This is a genomic window from Aquitalea magnusonii, assembly GCF_002217795.2.
In the GTDB taxonomy this organism is placed as follows: Bacteria; Pseudomonadota; Gammaproteobacteria; order Burkholderiales; family Chromobacteriaceae; genus Aquitalea; species Aquitalea magnusonii_B.
In genome coordinates, this window is record NZ_AP018823.1 from 3,441,963 (window position 1) to 3,462,921 (window position 20,959).

Annotated in this window: 17 protein-coding genes; 8 read left to right on the forward strand and 9 right to left on the reverse strand. The window is 61.7% G+C overall.

What is annotated here, in order from left to right; all coding sequences use genetic code 11:
• Positions 1-355: 355 nt before the first annotated feature.
• Positions 356-1,291, forward strand: a complete 936-nt coding sequence (locus DLM_RS16385; protein WP_089085807.1) for an alpha/beta fold hydrolase — start codon at positions 356-358, stop codon at positions 1,289-1,291.
• 99 nt (positions 1,292-1,390) lie between these two features.
• Here the strand turns inward: DLM_RS16385 and DLM_RS16390 are convergent, their stop codons facing one another.
• From DLM_RS16390 to DLM_RS16420, 7 genes are all read right to left on the reverse strand, one after another.
• Positions 1,391-2,236: a glycine betaine ABC transporter substrate-binding protein gene (locus DLM_RS16390; RefSeq protein ID WP_089085808.1), complete on the reverse strand. Its 846-nt coding sequence runs from the start codon at positions 2,234-2,236 to the stop codon at positions 1,391-1,393.
• A gap of 234 nt (positions 2,237-2,470) precedes the next feature.
• Positions 2,471-3,442 (reverse strand): dipeptidase, encoded by a 972-nt coding sequence (locus DLM_RS16395; protein ID WP_089085809.1) that lies wholly within the window; start codon positions 3,440-3,442, stop codon positions 2,471-2,473.
• A 41-nt stretch (positions 3,443-3,483) separates the two neighbouring features.
• A complete protein-coding gene (locus DLM_RS16400) occupies positions 3,484-4,773 on the reverse strand; it encodes an MFS transporter (protein ID WP_089085810.1) in 1,290 nt (429 codons plus the stop codon).
• A 55-nt stretch (positions 4,774-4,828) separates the two neighbouring features.
• Positions 4,829-5,485 carry a sarcosine oxidase subunit gamma gene (locus tag DLM_RS16405; RefSeq protein ID WP_167467142.1) on the reverse strand — a complete coding sequence of 219 codons (657 nt, stop codon included), beginning with the start codon at positions 5,483-5,485 and terminating at the stop codon, positions 4,829-4,831.
• 19 nt (positions 5,486-5,504) lie between these two features.
• Positions 5,505-8,522, reverse strand: coding sequence for a sarcosine oxidase subunit alpha family protein (locus DLM_RS16410; RefSeq protein ID WP_089085812.1), 3,018 nt, complete (start codon positions 8,520-8,522; stop codon positions 5,505-5,507).
• Complete coding sequence (locus tag DLM_RS16415) at positions 8,519-8,812, reverse strand: sarcosine oxidase subunit delta (protein ID WP_045848399.1); 294 nt, start codon at positions 8,810-8,812, stop codon at positions 8,519-8,521. Before DLM_RS16415 ends, DLM_RS16410 begins: the two co-directional genes overlap by 4 nt.
• A gap of 10 nt (positions 8,813-8,822) precedes the next feature.
• A complete protein-coding gene (locus DLM_RS16420; RefSeq protein ID WP_089085813.1) occupies positions 8,823-10,076 on the reverse strand; it encodes a sarcosine oxidase subunit beta family protein in 1,254 nt (417 codons plus the stop codon).
• A gap of 231 nt (positions 10,077-10,307) precedes the next feature.
• Between DLM_RS16420 and purU the strand changes: the two genes are divergently transcribed.
• Together purU and DLM_RS16430 are read left to right on the forward strand one after the other, a co-directional pair.
• Complete coding sequence (gene purU, locus DLM_RS16425; protein WP_045848397.1) at positions 10,308-11,174, forward strand: formyltetrahydrofolate deformylase; 867 nt, start codon at positions 10,308-10,310, stop codon at positions 11,172-11,174.
• 228 nt (positions 11,175-11,402) lie between these two features.
• A complete protein-coding gene (locus DLM_RS16430) occupies positions 11,403-11,834 on the forward strand; it encodes a GFA family protein (RefSeq protein ID WP_197715436.1) in 432 nt (143 codons plus the stop codon).
• A gap of 253 nt (positions 11,835-12,087) precedes the next feature.
• On the opposite strand, the gene DLM_RS16435 is transcribed toward DLM_RS16430, so the two are convergent.
• Both DLM_RS16435 and DLM_RS16440 read right to left on the reverse strand, forming a co-directional pair.
• Complete coding sequence (locus DLM_RS16435; RefSeq protein WP_089085815.1) at positions 12,088-12,408, reverse strand: type II toxin-antitoxin system PemK/MazF family toxin; 321 nt, start codon at positions 12,406-12,408, stop codon at positions 12,088-12,090.
• Positions 12,402-12,650, reverse strand: coding sequence for an AbrB/MazE/SpoVT family DNA-binding domain-containing protein (locus DLM_RS16440; RefSeq protein WP_089085816.1), 249 nt, complete (start codon positions 12,648-12,650; stop codon positions 12,402-12,404). Before DLM_RS16440 ends, DLM_RS16435 begins: the two co-directional genes overlap by 7 nt.
• 1,013 nt (positions 12,651-13,663) lie before the next feature.
• On the opposite strand from DLM_RS16440, the gene DLM_RS16450 reads away from it, so the two are divergent.
• From DLM_RS16450 to betA, 5 genes are all read left to right on the forward strand, one after another.
• Entirely contained in the window at positions 13,664-14,275 is a 612-nt protein-coding gene (locus DLM_RS16450) for a hypothetical protein (protein WP_089085818.1), read from the forward strand.
• Positions 14,272-14,853 (forward strand): hypothetical protein, encoded by a 582-nt coding sequence (locus DLM_RS23135; protein WP_145985873.1) that lies wholly within the window; start codon positions 14,272-14,274, stop codon positions 14,851-14,853. The genes DLM_RS16450 and DLM_RS23135 overlap by 4 nt, the downstream gene beginning before the upstream one ends.
• A gap of 1,656 nt (positions 14,854-16,509) precedes the next feature.
• Entirely contained in the window at positions 16,510-17,214 is a 705-nt protein-coding gene (locus DLM_RS16460) for a hypothetical protein (RefSeq protein ID WP_089085820.1), read from the forward strand.
• A gap of 181 nt (positions 17,215-17,395) precedes the next feature.
• The gene (gene betB / locus DLM_RS16465; RefSeq protein ID WP_231959877.1) at positions 17,396-18,889 is read left to right on the forward strand and encodes a betaine-aldehyde dehydrogenase; all 1,494 of its coding nucleotides are present in this window, start codon (positions 17,396-17,398) and stop codon (positions 18,887-18,889) included.
• 201 nt (positions 18,890-19,090) lie between these two features.
• Entirely contained in the window at positions 19,091-20,806 is a 1,716-nt protein-coding gene (gene betA, locus DLM_RS16470; RefSeq protein WP_089085821.1) for a choline dehydrogenase, read from the forward strand.
• The last annotated feature ends 153 nt before the right edge of the window (positions 20,807-20,959 follow it).

Consider the following 20,959-nt stretch of genomic DNA (forward strand, 5'->3'; position numbering starts at 1 on the left):
CGACCAGCAGGTCGCTGCCGGACATGCGTTGACCAGCGCAGTCGCCAGCACGCATAGCGCAGCCCTCCCAAATGGCAGGCAAGCGGCGCACATCGCCAGATCGGTCCTGCCTGCCAAGAGGCGGCACCAGGCAGCGAGCAAGGGCGAACACCGGCAGATGTGCTGCTGCGGTCAGGCCGGCAGGGCATTGCGCCTGTAGCTGCGCAGCGCGATACAGTGCGCATTTGGCCTTTAAACTGTTGCAGTCCAACTTTCGGTCAGTCCAAAGCCCCTGCAGTTGCGGGCATATTCATCGGTCATCAAAAGCGGGGCGCGATTGCAGCGCCCTTCCCTGCCACCGAACCGGTCCTTCACCATGCATACCCTTACCGACGACGGCACCCGCCTGTTTCTCAGCCGTGTGGGCGATCGGGGCTGTCCTCCCCTGATCCTGGCCCATGGCACTTTTACCAATCAGCGCAGTTGCGCGCCGCTGGCCAGCCATCTGGCGGCGCGCGGCTGGCAATGCTGGCTGTTTGACTGGCGCGGGCATGGCCATAGCGACAAGCCGGCGCGGCCCTACGACTTTGAAACACTGGCCACGCAGGACGTAGCGGCCATGCTGCGGGTGGTGGAAGAAAACTGCGGGCCGCTGCGGCCCTTCTGGCTGGGCCATTCGGCCGGGGCAATCATCGCGGCGCTGTGGCTGGCCAGACAAGCCCCGGCCTGCACCCGCCTGGCAGGCTTGCTGATGCTGGCGGCTCAGGCAGGCAGCCAGCAGCGCCACTGGCAGTTGCAGTGGAAGATCCGGCTGATCAGTTGGCTGCTGCCGCTGCGCCAGCAGATAGACAGCCGCTGGATGCCGCTGGCCACCGAGCCGGAAAGCAGCCGCCTGCTACGGCAATGGTGTCAGTGGAATCTGCACGACCACATGCAGACCAAGGATGGCTTTGACTACCTGTCGGCGCTGGGCCGGCAGCAACTGCCGGTGCTGGCGCTGGCCGGCGGCGGGGATGACTTCATTTCCCCGCCGGATGGCTGCCGCCGTTTGCTGGAAAGCTTTGGCAGCGCCAGCAAGCGCTATGTGCTGTGCAGTCAGGCACAAGGCTTTCTGGAGGACTACAGCCACGAGCGGCTGTTATTGTCGAAAAATGCCAAGAACGAAATCTGGCCCTTGCTGGAAAACTGGCTGCACCAGCATATTGACCAGTCCTCCCCCGACAGCCCGCCAGCCCAAACCAACCTGCTGCTGAGCCAGCCCAGCAGAATCTCGGTGCGGGCAGGCAGCGGCGACAGCACGCTGCAGCACTAGGCAGTGCAAGCGCACACGGCAAGGACTATGTGCCGGCCAGCAGCCCGGCAGCGCCCGCCGCCAGCAAAAGGTGGCGGGCTGCAGCCACTCAGGCCGCGCTCAGTGCGTCCACTCGTTGACCTTGGCGGCGTTGGCCTTCACCCAGCTATCCGCCGCGGCTGCCGGTTTGGCACCGTTTTCCACATCCAGCATCACCTTGCCGATTTCCTCCGGCTTCCAGCGGAATTTCTTGAAGAAGGCCACCACTTCCGGCGCCTTGGCGGTGAGGCCGGGGTTGATCACGCTATCCACATGCTCGGCATCGCCATACACCTTCTGCGGGTCTTCCAGGAAGCGCAGTTTCCACTTGGCAAACATCCAGTGCGGAATCCAGCCGGTGACGGCAATGGCTTTCTTGCTGTTGATGGAGCGGGCCAGTTCAGCCGCCATGCCGGTACCGGAGCTGGGCAGCAGGGTGTAGTCCAACTGGTATTTCTTGATGGCTTCTTCGGTTTTCTTCATCACGCCGGCACCGGCATCGATACCGACAATGCGGCCCTGGAAGGCGGCCTTGTTGGCGTTGAGGTCGGCAATGGAATGCGCGGCCACGTAATCAGGCACGATCAGGCCGATCTTGGCACCGGGATAGTTCACCGCCACATCCACCACCTTGTCCTTGAACTGGCTGTAATACGCTTCGTGGGTGGTGGGCAGCCAGGCCGACAGCGTGGCATCCAGATCACCCCGCGCCACCCCCTGCCACATGATGCCGGCGGCCACCGGCACCATTTCCACCGGATAACCCAGCTTGTTGCGGATGATGTTGGCCGCCACATTGGTGGTGGCCACACTGTCCGACCAGCCTTCTACATAGCCGATCTTGATGGTGGGCTTGTCAGCCGCCTGGCTACAGAATGGCAGGGCCACACCGGCCAGCAGCAGGGCAAGAAATTGGCGTTTCAGCATTGCGTTCTCCAAAGATAGACAGGTTGAATCAAGGATGAACATCACAGCGCGGCTGCGGCATCATGCAAGTGCCGTGTGGTCAGCCCGCTTCCGTTACAGCACCGTAGCTGTTACTGCACGGAAACCGGGTCTGCCTAAGGCAGCCCGGCGTTCTTGTTGTAAACGGCAGCCCGCTGGTGACGGGCACAGTGGCAAGCGAATAAAAAAGCGGGGTCTTGCGACCCCGCTCAAGGCTCAACACCCCCAGACGTCTGCAAATACACGGAGCCAGTTTTCACCCAGCACCTTGCGGATCTTGCTCTCGGACCAGCCAGCCTTTTCCATGGCGGCGGTCAGATTCGGCGTTTCGCCGATGGTGCGGATGCCTTCCGGATTCAGGATGGTGCCAAAGTTGGTCAGGCGGCGATGACGGCCCTTGTCGTGGGTGATCCAGTCAAAGAAGCCCTTGTCATAGCCCTGGGTGAAATCGGTGCCGTAGCCCACGCAGTCCTCACCCACCAGGTTGATGATGTAGTCCATGGCTTCGACATAGTCGTCCACCGTGGCCTCTATGCCGCGCTTGAGGAAGGGCGGGAACATGGTGACGCCGATGAAGCCGCCATGGTCGGCAATGAAGCGCAGTTCTTCATCGCTCTTGTTACGCGGGTGTTCTTTCAGGCCGGACGGCAGGCAGTGCGAGTAGCACACCGGTTTTTTGGATTCCAGAATGGCCTCGCGCGAGGTGTTGCCGCCCACATGGGACAAATCCACCATGATGCCCACGCGGTTCATCTCGTTGATCACTTCGCGGCCAAAGCCGGACAGGCCGCCGTCGCGCTCGTAGCAGCCGGTGCCCACCAGGTTTTGCGTGTTGTAGCACAGTTGCACCACGCGCACGCCCATGTCGGCAAAGGCTTCGATATAACCCAGATTGTCTTCAAAGGCGTGGGCGTTCTGGAAACCCAGGATGATGCCGGTCTTGCCCTCGGCCTTGGCACGGCGCACGTCTTCCGTGGTGCGCACCAGGGTGAGGATGTCGCTGTAATCGCGAATCTGCTTTTTCATCTCCGCGATATTGGCCACGGTGTCCTGAAAACCTTCCCACACCGACACGGTACAGTTGGCCGCCGACAGGCCGCCACGGCGCATGTCGTCGAATACCTCGCGGCTCCATTTGGCAATGATCAGCCCGTCAATCACCAGTGCGTCCTGATGCAGCGTCGTCATACACGTACTCCCCAACAGAAAAAAGTGGAACAACAAGCGGCTCAGGACACCTCGGCCAGCCGCACATGAACGGTTTCCGGCAGGCGCAAGCCGCCTGCCAGGGCAAACAGCGCCACCAGCATCAGATAAACAGCCGGGGCCAGATGACTGCCGGACACATCAATCAGCCAGGTCGCCATCAAGGGGGCGGTGCCGCCAAAGATGGTGTAGGCCAGGTTGTAGCTGATGGCCCCCGCGGTATAGCGGATGCGGGTGGGAAAGCTTTCCGACAGCAAGGGCGCAGTCACCACGCCGGACAGCACCGCGGGCAAGGCCTGCAACATGCCGCCCAGCACCGCCAGCCACAGCTGACCGCTTTGCGCCAGCCAGAAGGAAGGAAAGATGGTGAGCACAATCAGCCCGCACACCGTGGCCATGCTGCGCCGCCGCCCTACCCGGTCGGAATAACGCCCGGCCAGCGGACACAGCAGCGCAGCAAACAGCAGCGACAGCACCGACACCAGCAGGGCATTGCCGCGGCTCATGCCCGCCACCTGCTGCAAGTAAGTGCTCAGATAGGTGGTGAAGGTATAAAACGACAGCGCCGTCACCGAGATGAAGGCCGACAGCCAGGCAATGGGCCGGCCATGGCTGGTAAAAGCCTGGCGCAGCGGCGCGTGCTCGGTTTGCTGGCGCTGCTCCAGCGCGCGAAAGGCCGGGGTTTCCGCCAGCCGGTTACGCAGATACCAGCCCACCAGCCCCAGCGGTGCGGCAATCAGGAAAGGCAGGCGCCAGCCCCAGTCGGCCAGCGCTTGCGGGCTGAGCCACTGGTTGAGGGCAAACACCAGCACCGCCGCACAGGCAAAGGCGGAAAAAGTGGACACCGGCAGAAAACTGCCATAGCGCGCCCGGTGATGGCTGGGCGCATGTTCCATCACATAGGCGCAGGCCCCGGCATACTCGCCACCGGCGGAAAAACCCTGCACACAGCGCGCCAGCGTCAGCAGCACGGGAGCGGCCAGACCGATGCTGGCGTAGTCCGGCAACAGGCCGATCAGCGTGGTGGCCCCGGCCATCAGCAAGATGGTGATGGCCAGCGTGCGCTTGCGGCCGATGCGGTCCCCCAGCATGCCGAACACCACGCCACCGAGCGGGCGGAAGGCAAACGCCACCGCGAATACGGCAAAGGTCTTCAGCAAGCTGATGTCGGCGCTGCTGCCCGGAAAGAAATGCTGGGCAATCACCGTGGCCAGGAAACCATAGACGGCAAAGTCGAACCATTCGACGAAATTGCCGACCGAGGCGGCCAGAATCACCTTGAACAACACTTGCTGCTCGGCGCGATCAGCCATGTTCTCTCCACACCAGACAAGCCGGCCCTGCCCGCGGGCAGAGACCGGCAGGGTTTCAAGCCAGAATCAGGCTGGGCCTGGGCGCAGCCAACTGGGCAAACAGCGGGTGATCGCTGCGCGCTTCCAGTTGGCACACGGCAAAGCCGTAGGGCTGCGCGGCGCGGCGCAGCAAACGCCACACATAGTCGGCAAAGCTGCGGCGGAACAGCACGAACACGCCATCGGTTTCCAGGCGGATGACTTGCACCGTGGCCTTGCCCAGCACGGTGCTGACCATATGGCCCAGCGGGATGGATTCGAAGTCATACACCCCCAGATGACGCAGCACGGTGATGTGCTCGGCCCCGCCCAGCCAGGCCAGGGTGAGGCCGCCACTGGAGTCCACCGTCTGGGCAAACAGCTTTTGCTCAGCAAAGCCGGCATCCAGCTGCGCAGTCCAGTCAGCCAGGCGCTGGCGATGGCTCACCAGCAGCCATTCATCCGGCGAAGTCCACATCAGCACGCCTTGCGGGCCCTGGCTGACCGCCCCGGCCTTCAACGGCAGGGCGAGGCCGGTGACTTGCTGCACCAACTGGGCAAAACCGGCTTCGGCGGTATCCCCACGCAGCACGGCATAGCCCAGATGCGGCAGTTCATTACACCAGATGCGGCCATCGGCACGGCGCGGTTGCGCCTCGGCATCCAGCTTGAAGTGATGGAGCGGCGACTCCATGAATGGTTGGAAACCTTGCTTAGGCATGTTGACGCACCCCTTCCTTGTCCACGAACACTGACGACACCACCTGCGCCGGCACACTCTTGCCATGCGCCCAGACGAACACCGTGTCGCCCTCACGCTTGCTGCCATCCTTCAGCACGGCCATGGCAATGGAGCGGCCAAGGAAGGCACTGTGATAACTGGAGGTGACATGGCCCTGCATGGCAGCCGGCACCGTGTCATCGGTATTGCTGAGAATCTGCGCGCCTTCGGCCAGCACCACTTTCGGGTCCAGCGGCAGCAGGCCCACCAACTGCTTGCGGCCTTCGCCTGCGGTGTGCGAGCGCAGCAGCGAACGCTTGCCGAGGAAGCTGAACGGCTTTTTCATGCCCACTGCCCAGCTCATGGCCAGATCGTTCGGGCTCATCGAGCCGTCAGTGTCCTGACCGACGATGATGAAGCCCTTCTCGGCCCGCAGCACGTGCATGGTTTCGGTGCCGTAGGGGGTGATGTCGAACTCGGCACCCGCCTTCATCACTTCTTCCCACATGTAGCGGCCGTAGTTGGCATCCACATTGATTTCGTAGGCCAGCTCACCGGAGAAGCTGATGCGGAACACCCGCGCCGGCAGCCCGGCCACGGTGCCGCTGCGGCCATCCATGAACTTGAAGGCATCCTTGTCGAAGTCGATGTCCGTACACAGCTTTTGCAGCACCTTGCGGCTGTTCGGCCCCACCACGGCCACGGTGGCCCAGTGGTCGGTGGTGGTGGTGAAGCGGACTTTCAGCTCCGGCCATTCGGTCTGGTGCCAGCGCTCCAGCCAGCTGTAAACCCGCGCCGCACCGCCGGTGGTGGTGGTCATGTGGAAGTGGTCGTCTGCCAGGCAGGCAGTCACACCGTCGTCCATCACCATGCCGTTTTCGTCCAGCATCAGGCCGTAGCGGCACTTGCCGGGGTCCAGCTTGCTCCAGGCATTGCTGTAGATGCGGTTGAGGAATTCACGCGCATCCGGGCCCTTGACGTCGATCTTGCCCAGGGTGGAGGCATCCATCACACCCACGCTGTTACGGGTGGCCAGGCATTCGCGGTTTACCGCGGCGTGCAGGTCCTCGCCCGGCTTGGGGAAGTACCAGGGGCGCAGCCACTGGCCCACCACTTCGTACTCGGCCTTGCGTGCATCATGGCTGGCATGCATGGCGGTGTAGCGGCGTGGGTCGAAGGTTTCGCCCACGTGCGGGCCGGCCAGCGCACCAAAAGTCACCGGGGTGTAGGACGGCCGGTAAGTAGTGGTGCCCACTTCGGCAATGGGTTTGCCCAGCGCTTCGGCGGCAATGGCAAAGCCGTTGATATTGGACAGCTTGCCCTGATCGGTACCGAAACCCAGCGCGGTATAGCGCTTGACGTGTTCGATGGAGCGGTAGTTTTCGCGCACTGCCGTGTGGATGTCGGCGGCGGCCACATCGTTCTGGTAGTCGACAAAGGCCTTGGCACCGTGGCCTTCCGGCTTGCCGTCCGGCAGGCGGAAGATGGCACGCGGCGCGGCCACTTCTTCGCTGGCGACTGCCGGGGCCTTGCCGGTGCTGCCACGACCATGGCCCAGCAACAGCGCGGCCACAGCGGCGTGGGTCTGGCTCAGCGCGTCGGACAACTCCCAGCGGCCGGTGATGGCACCGACGCAGGCAATGTTTTCGCGGCCTTCATCCGGGCAGACAAAGGACAGCTGCTGCTGATTCCACACCGGGCGGCCACCGTTGTGGCAGAACAGGTGCACGGTGGAAGTCAGGCCGCCGGAGGACAGCACGGTGTCCACGCTCAGGCGCGGGCCGGAGCCAACCACCTGATTGCTGCGGGCATCCAGCTTCACCAGTTGTGCGCCGCTGACGCTCTTGTCGCCCAGCACCTTGGCAATGCCATGGCCCAGCAGCAATTCGGCACCGGCATTCTTCAGCGCTTGCTGACGCCATGCGGCAGCCCCGCCCAGACGGGCATCGGCCAGCGTCACCTTGACGCCGGACAGCGCCAGGTCCAGCGCGGCTTCGTAAGCGGCATCGTTCTGGGTTTGCACCAGCACTTCGCGGCCCACGGCCACGCCGTAGCGGTTGAGGTAGCTGTGACCGGCGGCGGCAGTCATCACGCCGGGCACGTCGTTGTAACCGAACACCAGCGGGCGTTCGATGGCACCGCTGGCCAGAATCACCTGATGAGCGCGAATCTTGTGCAGACGCTGGCGCGGCAGCGCGGCATTGCGCTCGGTCAGCGGCAGGTGGTCTTGCAGCAGCTCCACCGCCTGTACCAGGTTGAGGTCGTGCAGGGCAAAGGCAGTCGTGCGTGGCAGCACGGTGACATTGGGCAGGCTGGCCAGTTCGGCCAGACGCTGGCCCACCCAGTCCATGCCGGACAGGCCGTCGATGCGGCTGCGACGTTCGGTCAGCAGCCAGCCGCCCATTTCAGCCTGCTCGTCCACCAGCAGGGTTTTCAGCCCGGCACGGCCCGCCAGCGTGGCGGCCCACAGGCCGGCAGCGCCACCACCTACCACCAGCACATCGATATGGTGATGCAGGTGGTCGTAGCTTTCCGGGTCGGCTTCAACCGGGGCGCGGCCATAACCGGCGGCCTTGCGGATGTATTTTTCGTAAATGGGCCAGGCCTTCACCGGCTCCATGAAGGTCTTGTAGTAAAAGCCCGGCGGCATGAAGCGGCCAAACTTGCCCAGCAAGCCCTTGAGGTCGAAATCCAGCGAGGGGTAGCCGGTGGTGCTGCCGGCCAGCAGGCCCTGGTACAGCTCCACTTGCGTGGCCTTGAGGTCGGGCACGGTATGCGCGCCGGTTTCCAGCTGGATCAGCGCATTCGGCTCTTCGGCACCAAAGCCGACGATGCCGCGCGGACGGCCATACTTGAAGCTGCGGCCGATCAGGCGCACGCCGTTGGCCAGCAAGGCCGAGGCCAGGGTGTCGCCGGAGAAGGCCTTGTACTGCACATTGTCGAAGATGAAGCTCAGCGGCTTCTGGCGATTGATTCGCTCGCCGGGGCGATGGATGCGATAGCCGCTCATGCTTGTTCCTCCAGATACAGTGCCTTGCCGTCGGCCAGCGTCCAGGAGCCGGCAATTTCATAGCTGACGGTGTGGCGCTTTACCGCAAACACCTTGCGACAGCCGGCCACGTGCTGCCATTGCTCCCAGTGCCAGCCACGCGGGTTCTTGCGGTGGAACACGTAGTCGCCCCAGGTGGCGTCGTCCACTTCTTCCGGCACCGCCGGGCGGGCGATATAGGCTTCACCGGCGTAGCTGAACTCTTCTTCTTCCCTTGCCTCTTGGCAGTACGGGCAGGTAATCACCAACATAAGCCTCTCCCTAGTGAGCCACGGCGGCTGCGCCGTGCTCGTCGATCAGATGTCCGGTGGCAAAACGGTCCAGCGAGAACGCGCGGTTCAGCGGGTGCGGATCGTCATGGGCGATGGTGTGGGCAAACACATTGCCCGAGCCCGGCGTGGCCTTGAAGCCGCCGGTGCCCCAGCCGCAGTTGAAATACAGGCCCTTGATGCGGGTTTTGCTGATGATGGGGCAGGCATCCGGCGAGACATCCACAATGCCGCCCCACTGGCGGTTCATCCGCACGCGGGAGAAGGACGGGAACATCTCGATGATGGCGGCGGCGGTGTGTTCGATCACATGCGGGCTGCCGCGCTGGCCATAGCCCAGATAGCTGTCGATACCGGCACCGATCACCAGCTCGCCCTTGTCGGACTGGCTGACATAGCCGTGAACGGCGTTGGACATCACCACGGTGTCGATACAGGGCTTCATGGATTCGGACACAAAAGCCTGCAAGGGGTGGCTTTCCAGCGGCAGGCGCAGCCCGGCCATCTTGGCCAGTACCGAAGAATTACCCGCCGCCACACAGCCCACGCGGTCGGCCATGATGTCGCCACGGCTGGTATTCACGCCCTTGATGCGCCCGCCTTCGATGATCAGGCCGGTGACTTCGCACTGCTCGATGATGTCCACGCCCAGTTCGGACGCGCCACGGGCAAAGCCCCAGGCCACCGCATCGTGCCGCGCCACGCCGCCACGCGGCTGGAAGCTGGCACCCATGATGGGGTAGCGGGTGCGGTTGCTGATGTCGATCAGCGGCACCATGTCCTTGATTTCCTGCGGGGTCATCACCACCGCGTCCACGCCGTTGAGCAGGTTGGCATTGGCGCGGCGTTCGATGTCGCGCATGTCCTGCAGGGTGTGGCCCACGTTCATCACGCCGCGCTGGCTGAACATCACGTTGAAGTTGAGGTCCTGCGACAGGCCTTCCCACAATTTCAGGCCGTGTTCGTACAAGTGCGCCGCTTCATCCCACAGATAATTGGAACGGATGATGGTGGTGTTGCGTGCGGTATTGCCGCCGCCCAGATAGCCCTTCTCCAGCACGGCCACATTCTTGATGCCATGCTCCTTGGCCAGGTAGTAAGCCGTGGCCAGGCCGTGGCCGCCACCGCCGACGATGATGACGTCGTAGTTTTTCTTCGGCTGCGGGCTCTTCCAGGCCGGCTGCCAGCTTTCATGATGCTTGAGCCCGTTCTTGATCAGGCTCCACAGGGAGTATCGGTTTGCCATCTGCGGCTCCAGCGGGGTGGATGTATTCGGACAAGGCCCATTCTCCAGACCTGAGCCCCAAGCCGTTTGGCTGAAAAGGACAAGCACTTGCCCAGACACGACACTGCGTCACATGTCCGAAATGGACGCAAAGCGGACGCATTGAAGCCAGCCCGCACGGCAGCCAGGCCTTAGGGTTAGCGCACACAGGACAGGCAGCACGCCTGCCACACGACAAGGAAAGACCCGCTCATGAAAGCCACTGCACCGTCCTACATCCTCAGCTTCACCTGCCACAGTGCCTCCGGTCAGGTGGCCCGTTTCTCCGCCCTGCTGGAATCCCAGGGCTGTTATATCGACGAACTGGCCGTGTTTGACGATGCCGTCAGCCAGCGCTTTTTCGTGCGTTGCGTATTCCACCCGCAAACCGAGGTGTTCGACCCGGCGCGGCTGAACCAGGGCATGCGCGACATGGGCAGCCACTACCAGGACCTGCGCTGGCAATTGCAGGACCGGCGCGAACAGGCGCGGGTGATGATCATGGTGTCCAAGCTGGACCACTGTCTGAATGACTTGCTGTACCGGCAGAAAATGGGCGATCTGGACATGACCGTCACCGCCGTGGTGTCCAACCACCGCGACCTGGCCCCGATTGCCGAAGCCTATGGCCTGCCCTTCCACCACCTGCCGCTGGACCCGGCCAACAAGGCCGAGCAGGAATCCGCCCTGCTGGCGCTGATCGAGGAAACCGGCTCGGAACTGGTGATTCTGGCGCGCTACATGCAGGTGCTCACCAGCGCCACCTGTGCCCGCCTGTCCGGCCGCGCCATCAACATCCACCACTCCTTCCTGCCCGGCTTCAAGGGTGCCCGCCCCTATCTGCAAGCGCATGAGCGCGGGGTAAAGCTGATTGGCGCCACTGCCCACTACATTACCGACGATCTGGACGAAGGCCCCATCATCGAACAGGTGGTGGACCGGGTAGACCACGCCTACACCCCGGAAGACCTGCAAGCCACCGGCCGCGACATGGAATGCCAGGCGCTGGCCCGCGCGGTGCGCTACCACCTGGAGCGCCGGGTGTTCCTCAATGACAACCGCACGGTGGTGCTGCGCTAGTCATATCTTCCACGGGTATAGGCAGGCAAGGTCCTCCACCCTGCTTGCCAATATCTGGCAGCCAGGCCACACAGCAGCCCTGGTGCATAGTCCGCTACTCTGGCGTCCACGCGACATTCACTTTGAGTAAGATGGGAAGCTCCGTGCCTGATGGCTGACAAGCAATCAAAGCTGTTTGCCGCATGGGCAAGGAAACATGACCAGACGCCATGCATGCAGGAGCACACCATGCACAAAGTGAGCGGAGCCTGCCATTGCGGCAACATCCACCTCCAGCTTGAATTAAGCCAGCCACTGGCCGACTACAGTCCCCAGGCTTGTGATTGCGACTTCTGCCGCAAGCACGGGGCGTCCTACCTGTCCGACCCGCATGGCAGTTTGCAAATAACGGTGAGCGATGCGGGCGGCTTGGGCAAATACCGGCACGGCAGCCAGACGGCCGACTTCCTGTTCTGCACCCGTTGCGGCGTGCTGATTGGCGTGTTGTATCAGGATGGCAGCCGCCTGTATGGCACGGTGAATTGCGCGGCCCTGCATGAGGCCGCAGCGCTTGGCACGCCGGTATCGGTGTCGCCCAGGTTATTGGCGAGCGGCGAGAAAACAGCCCGCTGGAGCGCGCTGTGGTTTCCGGATGTGCATATCACCACCCAGTCATTCTGAAACCTGACACCGGCTTGCCAGGCAATAGCCGGGGCGAGGTAAGCAAGCGCCGGTTCTGCTTGAGCGATTTGACCTTGGCAAATCGCGTGTTCAGGCGCGCCTCGCACCGGGCAGGACCTGTTGGGCAGCCGCAGGCCATACTTGCCTCAGGACCTAAGGGGGGCGGAAGCGGGAACACAAAACATCATCCGCGCTGGGCATGCAAACCGGCTTTCCTGCCCTGCTAGCCAAGAGATGACGGCTAGCACAACACTCACATGGCAAACACTTCCTGCAAGGTTTCCAGTGTTGCCTCCAGCGTTTCGTCCTCCACCTCACCCAGTTTCTTGACCAGCCGTGTCTTGTCCAGCACCCGGATCTGATCCAGCAGAATCAAACCTTGTTTACCCTGAAAGGTAAGCGGTATCCGGTATGGTGCTGGTTTGCTGCCGGTAGCCATGGGGGTAACGATGACAGTGCGCAGATAGTCATGCATCTCCGCAGGTGACACCACTACGCAGGGGCGGGTTTTTCGTATTTCGCTACCCACGGTCGGGTCAAGATTGATCAGCCAGACTTCACCGCGCCTCACCATGTCAGCGCCTCATCACCCTCATTGCCAAATTCCGGGCAAACCAGCCCATCGTCTCCGGCCTCTGCCAATGCCTGACTGGCTGCAGCCCAGCCTGCCCGGACTTGTTCTTTGGGTTTGGCAAGCATGATCCCTTCTGGCGTTACCGTCATTTCGACTTCGCCGTCAAAGCCGAACTGGGTAATCAGCGCCTTGGGGATGATGATTCCCTGGGAGTTGCCCATTTTCCTTAGCATGGCTTTCATCACTTACTCCGTGTGTGTGCAGGCAGATCATCCGCCAATGTTATAACTTTGTTATTACAGCAGCAAATACTGCGTGGCAATGTGATATGACACCCCACCGACATGCGTCATCAGCACAGATGCAAGTGCTTCAGAGAAGAAAAAGGCCGTGCTGTTTTCGGGAAATTTCTTTGGCAATAGTCGGAACTGCGGCGGAACGCCCCGGTAAGGCTGGGGCTTCCGCCCTACGCGACGACCCGGTAGGGTGGATGCCCCGCAGGGGCGATCCACCGTGAAACGCTCCCGAATAAATCCATTTTCTCAGCAGGAAAACCACCGCACCAACTCGCCCACGGGCCCCGTCAAGCATGCCGACGGGTGGCGCTGCTGCGGTTTTAAGCGGCTGGCTGTTTGAGCGATTGGACCTTAGCCAATCGCGAGTTTCAGCCGTGCCGCAGCAGTGTCAGGCCCCGGAGGGACGCCGCAGGCCATGCTTGCCGGGGTGGCCTTGGAGGTGAAGGAGGGCTTGGCCAGACAAGCCCTCTTTCCCGTCTGCCGCGCGGAAGCGGCAATGCAAAACATCATCCGCGCAGCGGATTTCTGCAGTCCGAACAATTGGTTTTTTGTTGTGTGCTGGGATGGTCCGCATGACGGCGGAACGCCCCGGTAAGACCGGGGCTTCTGCCCTACGCGCCGACCCCGTAGGGTGGATGCCCCGCAGGGGCGATCCGCCGAAATGAGGAGAAACGAAATACATTGCTTATGCGCAAATACACTGATTTTATTTAATTGGAAAATCATGCAAAAAATATGGCAGTGGCTATTGGTAGACAAAAAGCGCAGTGCGAGGCCGGATATTTGAAAGTAAAAAATTCCCAGATTTCAATCTTTACATAAAGTACCCGGAAAGCTTTAATTATGTGAAATTGTCGAACAAGCCAGGCCCTTGGGGGCTTGAATATGCTGGGTATGTGAAAGATGGTCAGGTTGCTTTGAATTGCAGTAACTGAAAATGTCTTTTGGGGAAGTGTGTAATGATGTTATGTGGTATCAAGATATTTCTCGCAGGTCTGGCTTTCTATCTGCTTGTTAATGATGTGCCGGCATTTGCTGCTGCACCTGACTCTGCGACCATCATTGCCGCGGTAGCTGATGGCAATCCATCTACATTGCCTGAAGGCAAGGCACGGATACGATTTTTGGGTCAAAACGGCATAGACCTGAGTTTTTATCGAAACCGTACCTGCTATCAGGATGGCTTGTTTGGTCTGAAGGGGGGTGATTCTGTTTCTGGTGGCTTCGGATCCGGGCTTGCCTCTTTGCTTGGCACCGTCGGAAGTATCGGCATCGGCATGCCTGAAACCAATAGTTCGATGCATCTGCATGACAAAGATCTTATCGGGAGCAAGGCGTTTTACCGCGAATATGAATTTACAGCCGATGAACCTTTGACCGTGGCAGCAAGGTGGGGAGGGTGTAGCACCCAGGCTCTCACCTTCAAACCAGAAGCAAACAAGGACTACGAATTCGAAATGACTGAGCAGAACGGTTTGTGTGAGCTGATCGCATCCAGACTCATGGGGACAAGTTCTCCTGCAACCCTGCAACCGCTGCGAGACTACACAAAGGCTTCGAGATGCCCGTGAACATACGTTACCTTTTCAAAATACCTCTTTGCATGATAGCGGCAGCTCTGCTGCTGACGGCTTGCTCCACCCAGTCGCAACCCTATCCACGTTACTGGTCGCCGATGGTCTTGAATCAAAAGGAGTGCCCTGACCTATCTGGCCGCTACCAGGTCGACAATTCTGATTGTCAGGCCCATCAGTGTGAGTCCCTCTATAGCAAATTTCCATCATCTTCAATACCGGACCGGTCATTGCTTCCCGATTTGCGCGAAATTGAGTTACAGGGCGTACGTGAAGGACGATTGCAGATTTCATATCCTGCGAAAGATGGCGGACCTGGGGCCACCATCTCGTTGCAGCGTGGTACGGATTTTCAGTGTGAAAAAGGCCTGTTGGTTTTTGAAACCCCGGGTCGATTCATGGCTGGCGATGGGGCATTCGGACGACAGAATGCACTACGTCGCTATTTTTCTCGCACGACAGACGATTCGCTGGTGATGCGGGAGACAGGCTCCTCCGGTGGAGTTGTTTTTCTGATTGTGCCGGTCTATCTCAGTAACGAGACTTGGATGCGCTGGTTGCCGAGCAGCAAATAGAATTGGCCGGGATAGCCGTAGGCCATGCTTGCTGGGGTGGCCTGGGAGGTGAAGGAGGGCTTGGCCAGGCAAGCCCTCCTTCCCGTCCGCCGCGCGGAAGCGGCATGCAAATCATTATCCGCGCAGCGGATTTCTTCAGTCCGAACAATTGGTTTTTTGTTGTGTGCTGGGAAGGTTCGCATGACGGCGGAACGCCCCGGTAAGGCTGGGGCTTCCGCCCTACGCATCGACCCCGTAGGGTGGATGCCCCGCAGGGGCGATCCACCGCGAAACCCTCCCGAATAAACGCATTTTCCCAGCGAGAAAACCACCGTACCGACACCACCCTAGGCCCCGTCAAGCATGCCGACGGGTGGCGCTGCAGCGGTTTTAAGCGGCTGGCTGTTTGAGCGATTGGACCTTAGCCAATCGCGGGTTCCAGCATGGCGGCGGAACGCCCCGGTAAGGCTGGGGCTTCCGCCCTACGCATCTACCCCGTAGGGTGGATGCCCCAAAGGGGCGATCCACCGCACCAACGCGCCCCTTGGGCCCCGTCAAGCATGCCGACGGGTGACACTGCTGCGGTTTTAAGCGGCTGGCTGTTTGAGCGATTGGACGTAAGCCAATCGCGAGTTCCAGCCGTGCCGCAGTAGTGTCAGGTCCCGGAGGGCAGCCGCAGGCCATGCTTGCTGGGGTGGCCTTGGAGGTGAAGGAGGGCTTGGCCAGGCAAGCCCTCTTTCCCGTCCGCCGCGCGGAAGCGGCAAGACAAAACATCATCCGCGTAGCGGAGACTTGGTTCGGTACTCACCACCTTAAAACCAACAAAACCAACAGCAAAATCAACTTCGCGGGTCTCGCCCCGCCGTCGAGGTACTTTACTTTTGCTTCGCCAAAAGAAAGTACCCAAAGAAAAGGCGACCCGCAGCGCGTCGAATTCCCGCCCCAGCCATGCCACTCAGGGCGCGGCCGGAACTTGCGGCGCGCTAGCGTCGCGCCGCTGCGGACAGCCGACCGCTTAAGACCCTGAGCGGCACGTCTGTGTCGGCTCGCGCTGACGGGACTGGGGCAGCTCCGACAAGTGTTCCTGATCAGAGAACCACCGCACCAACTCGCCCACGGGCCCCGTCAAGCATGCCGACGGGTGACACTGCTGCGGTTTTAAGCGGCTGGCTGTTTGAGCGATTGGACGTAAGCCAATCGCGAGTTCCAGCCGTGCCGCAGCAGTGTCAGGTCCCGGAGGGCAGCCGCAGGCCATGCTTGTGGGGTGGCCTTGGAGGTGAAGGAGGGCTTGGCCAGGCAAGCCCTCTTTCCCGTCCGCCGCGCGGAAGCGGCATGCAAATCATCATCCGCGTGAGCGGATGCCAGACACTTACCTGCACCTCTTGCCAGTGTTTCCACTCCCCTCTAGTCTTGCTGTCCCCGATGGTGCTGATTAGCCTTGTCCCGTTGCGTTTTCAAACGCAGCCAGGTTTGGCGACCTGTAAGTTCTACCGGGAAAGCCGTGTCAAAGCGGCTTTTTCTGCTTGCGCCTGCCCCCTCCAATGGCAGGCCAGGCGGGGAGACCTATACGGTCTGCCGGTCATGGTAGTGCTTCCGGTTCGCCAACCCCGCTTTGGCCTGCCACCCGCGTTTTCTTGCGTGCGTGGCAGCCTTCATCCTTCAACGGAGGGCAGAACCATGACGCATCCCGACCCCAACATCCCCCAGGCCCCGCCCCTGACGCTGTACTACCAAGGCAAACCCGTCCGGGTGCTGCTCCACCACGGCCACTGCTGCCTGCTGGCGGACGACATCCTCGCCCTCTCCCCACCCCGCCTGCGCCACCAGCTGCAACGGCAACTGGCCGAATACCCCGGCTGCGCCCTTACCCTGCCGCAACACGACAGCCCGCAATGCGGCTGGCCAGAAACTGCCTTGCAACGCGCACTGCAACAAAGCAAACGCCCTGCCGCCCGCCAACTGCAGCACTGGCTGCAACAACAGGTACTACCCGCCCTGCAGCAACTGCCACCCGATGCCCCGCGCTGGGAACAGGCGCTGGCCATGGCCGCCGAGGCCGGGCAGCAAATCAGCCATGCCGTACTCAAAGCAGTGCTGGAACACGGCAGCGACTGGCAGCACAGCCACTGGCTGCTGACACTCAACTACACCGCCAGCCACCCGCGCCGCCATGCCCATGGCCGTCTGGTGGCACTCAACAGCAGCGCAACGTCCTTGCAGGCACTGGCGCAACACATTGCCGGGCCGGACGGCAGTGCCAGCCGCAATGGCGAGCTGCTACGCCTGGCGATGGCCTGCCACCAGCAACTGGCAAAGCGCACGGAGAAACAGGCGTGGCGCGCAGAGGCGGCGGAACAGCCACGCGCAAACCCGGCGGCCTGATGTTCCCGACAACCAGCGCTCATCACGGGGCAGGCAGCGTGCATTGACCGCGCTCGCCCTATCCATCCATCATCAAAGCACCCGAGTACCGGCGATGGCATGTCGCCACAATTGGCCCCCATGTCGGCTTTTGACACGCAAGGCGTCTGCCGTCGTGGCTCAATGAGCGGCATCACGGGCAATGCCCCACCCAGAATACAAGGAAGACAACGTGCAAGATGGCATCCTGAAAAGCTATATCGGCGGTCGTTATATCGATAATCCGGCCCTGCCGCTGGCCGACAACTTCAACCCGGCCAATGGCGAACTGCTGTGCAAGGTGCAGCAGGCTGGCGCGGCCGAGGCCGAACTGGCGGTCAAGAGCGCCGAGGCCGGTTTTGCGGTGTGGAGCGAGATGACCGGTGCCGAGCGCGGCCGCATCATGAACAAGGCGGTGAGCATTCTGCGTGCCCGCAACCGCGAACTGGCCGAACTGGAAGTGCGCGACAACGGCAAGCCGATTCAGGAAGCCGAGGTGGTGGATGTGCTGTCCGGCGCGGACTGCATCGAATACTTTGCCGGCATGGCCGCCGGGATTCACGGCGAACATTTCCCGCTGAAAGGGGCGTTTGCCTATACCCGGCGCGAGCCGCTGGGCGTGTGCCTGGGCATTGGCGCGTGGAACTACCCCATCCAGATTGCTTGCTGGAAATCCGCCCCGGCACTGGCCTGTGGCAATGCCATGATCTACAAACCCTCGGGCATGACGCCGATGAGCGCGGCGCTGCTGGCAGAAATCTACAGCGAAGCCGGGGTGCCGGACGGCGTGTTCAACGTGATTCAGGGCAGCTCGTCCGTGGCGCGCCAGCTGATTGCCGACGAACGCGTGGCCAAGGTGTCGATTACCGGCTCGGTGGATACCGGCAAGGCCATCATGAAAGACGCCGCTGGCACGCTCAAGCGCGTCACCATGGAGCTGGGCGGCAAGTCGCCGCTGATCATCTTTGACGATGCCGACATCGAACAGGCGGTGTCCGCCGCCATGCTGGCCAACTTCTACACCCAGGGTGAAATCTGCACCAACGGCACGCGCGTGTTCGTGGCGCGCAGCATTCACGCCGCCTTCATGCAGCGGCTGAAAGAACGCACCACGCTGTTGAAGATTGGCGACCCGATGCACCCGGACACCCAGGTGGGCGCACAGGTTTCGCCCAGCCATGCGCAAAGCGTGCTCAAGTACATCGATATCGGCCAGAGCGAAGGCGCGGTACTGGCCGCTGGTGGCCAGCGCGTGATCGTGCCTGGTTGCGAAGCAGGCTGGTTCATTGCCCCCACCATTTTCGACCAGTGCCGCGACGACATGCGCATTGTCAGCGAGGAAATCTTTGGCCCGGTGATGTCGGTACTGGTGTTCGACGACGAGGCGGAAGTGATTCAGCGGGCCAATGCCACCCGGCTGGGGCTGGCGGCGGGGGTGTTCACCCGCGACCTGGCGCGCGCCCACCGCGTGGTGGCCAAGCTGCAAGCCGGGGTGTGCTGGATCAACAACTACAACATCACGCCGATTGAAATGCCGTTTGGTGGCTACAAGGAATCCGGCCTGGGCTATGAAAACAGCCTTAGCGCCATCGACTGCTACACCCAGCGCAAGAGCGTGTATGTGGAGTTGACCGGGGTGGCCAGTCCTTACGCCTGAGTGCTGCCAGCAGAAGCCCTGTTGCAGCGTTGCGCCGTCTTGCCGTACTGCTTGTACTGTCTGCGTCGGCGCGCCTTGCACCGGGGGCTCTGCCTTATTTTGTCAGCCGCGCCAGGCGGCTCGCCCTGTCATCCACACGATAACGGCAGACCTCACGGCCTGCCCTTGTCTTGTCTGAACCATCCGTAGCAAGGAGCACCCATGTCGCAACAGTTCGATTACATCATCGTCGGGGCCGGTTCTGCCGGTTGTGTGCTGGCTGCCCGCCTCACCGAAGATGCCGATGTCAGCGTGCTGCTGCTGGAAGCCGGCGGGCCGGACTGGCGGCTGGACTGGCGCACCCAGATGCCGGCGGCGCTGGCCTACCCGCTGCAAGGCACCACCTATAACTGGGCCTACACCACGCTGCCGGAGCCGCACATGGGCAATCGCATCATGACCCAGGGCCGGGGCATGGGGCTGGGTGGCTCGTCGCTGATCAACGGCATGGTGTACATCCGTGGCAATGCGCTGGATTTTGACGGCTGGGCGGAAAACAAGGGGCTGGAAAACTGGAGCTATCTGGACTGTCTGCCCTATTTCCGCAAGGCGGAAAGCTACGACAAGGGTGCCAATGACTTCCACGGTGCAACTGGCCCGCTGCATGTCACCACGCCACGGCCAGACAACAACCCGCTGTATCAGGCCTTTATTGCAGCAGGCGAGCAGGCCGGTTACCCGCGCACCGACGACCTCAACGGCTACCGCCAGGAAGGCTTCGGGCCGATGGACCGCACCACCACGCCATCCGGCCGCCGCTGCAGTACCTCGCTGGCCTATCTGGACCAGGCCCGCACCCGCGCCAACCTGACGGTAAAAACCCGCGCACTGGCCGACCAGATCCGCTTTGCCGGCAACCGTGCGGTGGGCGTGAGCTATCTGCAAGGCGGCAGCCTGCATCAGGCCGAAGCGCGGCGCGAAGTCATTGTCTGCAACGGCGCGATTGCCAGCCCACAGCTATTGCAGCGCTCCGGCGTGGGCAATGCCGACCAGCTCAAGCAGCACGGCATCAGCAGCGTGGTACACCTGCCCGGTGTGGGCGAGAACCTGCAAGACCATCTGGAAATGTATCTGCAATACCACTGCACCAAGCCGGTTTCCATCTACCCGGCGCTGCAGTGGTGGAACAAGCCGCCCATCGGCGTGGAGTGGTATCTGAACGGCACCGGCCTGGGAGCCACCAATCATTTTGAAGCCGGTGGTTTCATCCGCAGCAGCACCGACTTTGCCTGGCCCAACCTGCAATACCACTTCATTCCGCTGGCAATGAATTACGACGGCAGCAATCCGGTAAAGGCGCACGGCTTCCAGTGCCATGTCGGCTCCATGCGCTCGCCCAGTACCGGCTTTGTGCGGCTGGCCAGCCGCGACCCGCGCGTCAAACCCTTGCTGCAGTTCAATTACATGGCACATGCAGTGGACTGGCAGGAGTTCCGCGCAGGGGTGCGGCTGACGCGGGAAATCATCGCCCAGCAGGCGTTTGATGAATTCCGGGGTGAGGAAATCAAGCCGGGCATGAAGATTCAGAGCGATGCCGAAATCGATGCCTTCGTGCGCGAACATGCCGAAACCGCGCTGCACCCCTCCTGTACCTGCAAGATGGGTTACGACGACATGGCGGTGGTGGACAAGGACGGCCTGGTACACGGCGTGGAGGGCTTGCGCGTGGTGGATGCCTCCATCATGCCGCGCGTCACCACCGGCAACCTCAATGCGCCGGTCATCATGATGGCGGAAAAGCTGGCCGATGCGATTCGCGGCCGCAAGCAACTGCCGCGCTCACAGGCTGCTTACTTTACCGCTGGCAAACAGCCGGTACGGCTGATGGGTACGGCAGACTTTCCCTGGCCGACGGCCAGCGTACCTGCCGCACACTGATGTGTGTGGACGGGAGATGCGGCGCTTGACTGCGCCGCCGCAGTTTCTACAATGCCATGCAACGGCTGCACTGCAGTCGTTCGGGCTGCTGACCAAGTAATTTGGTACGATTTCACCGGACCCGGCAAAGCCGGGCCTTTCGATGAAGTGACT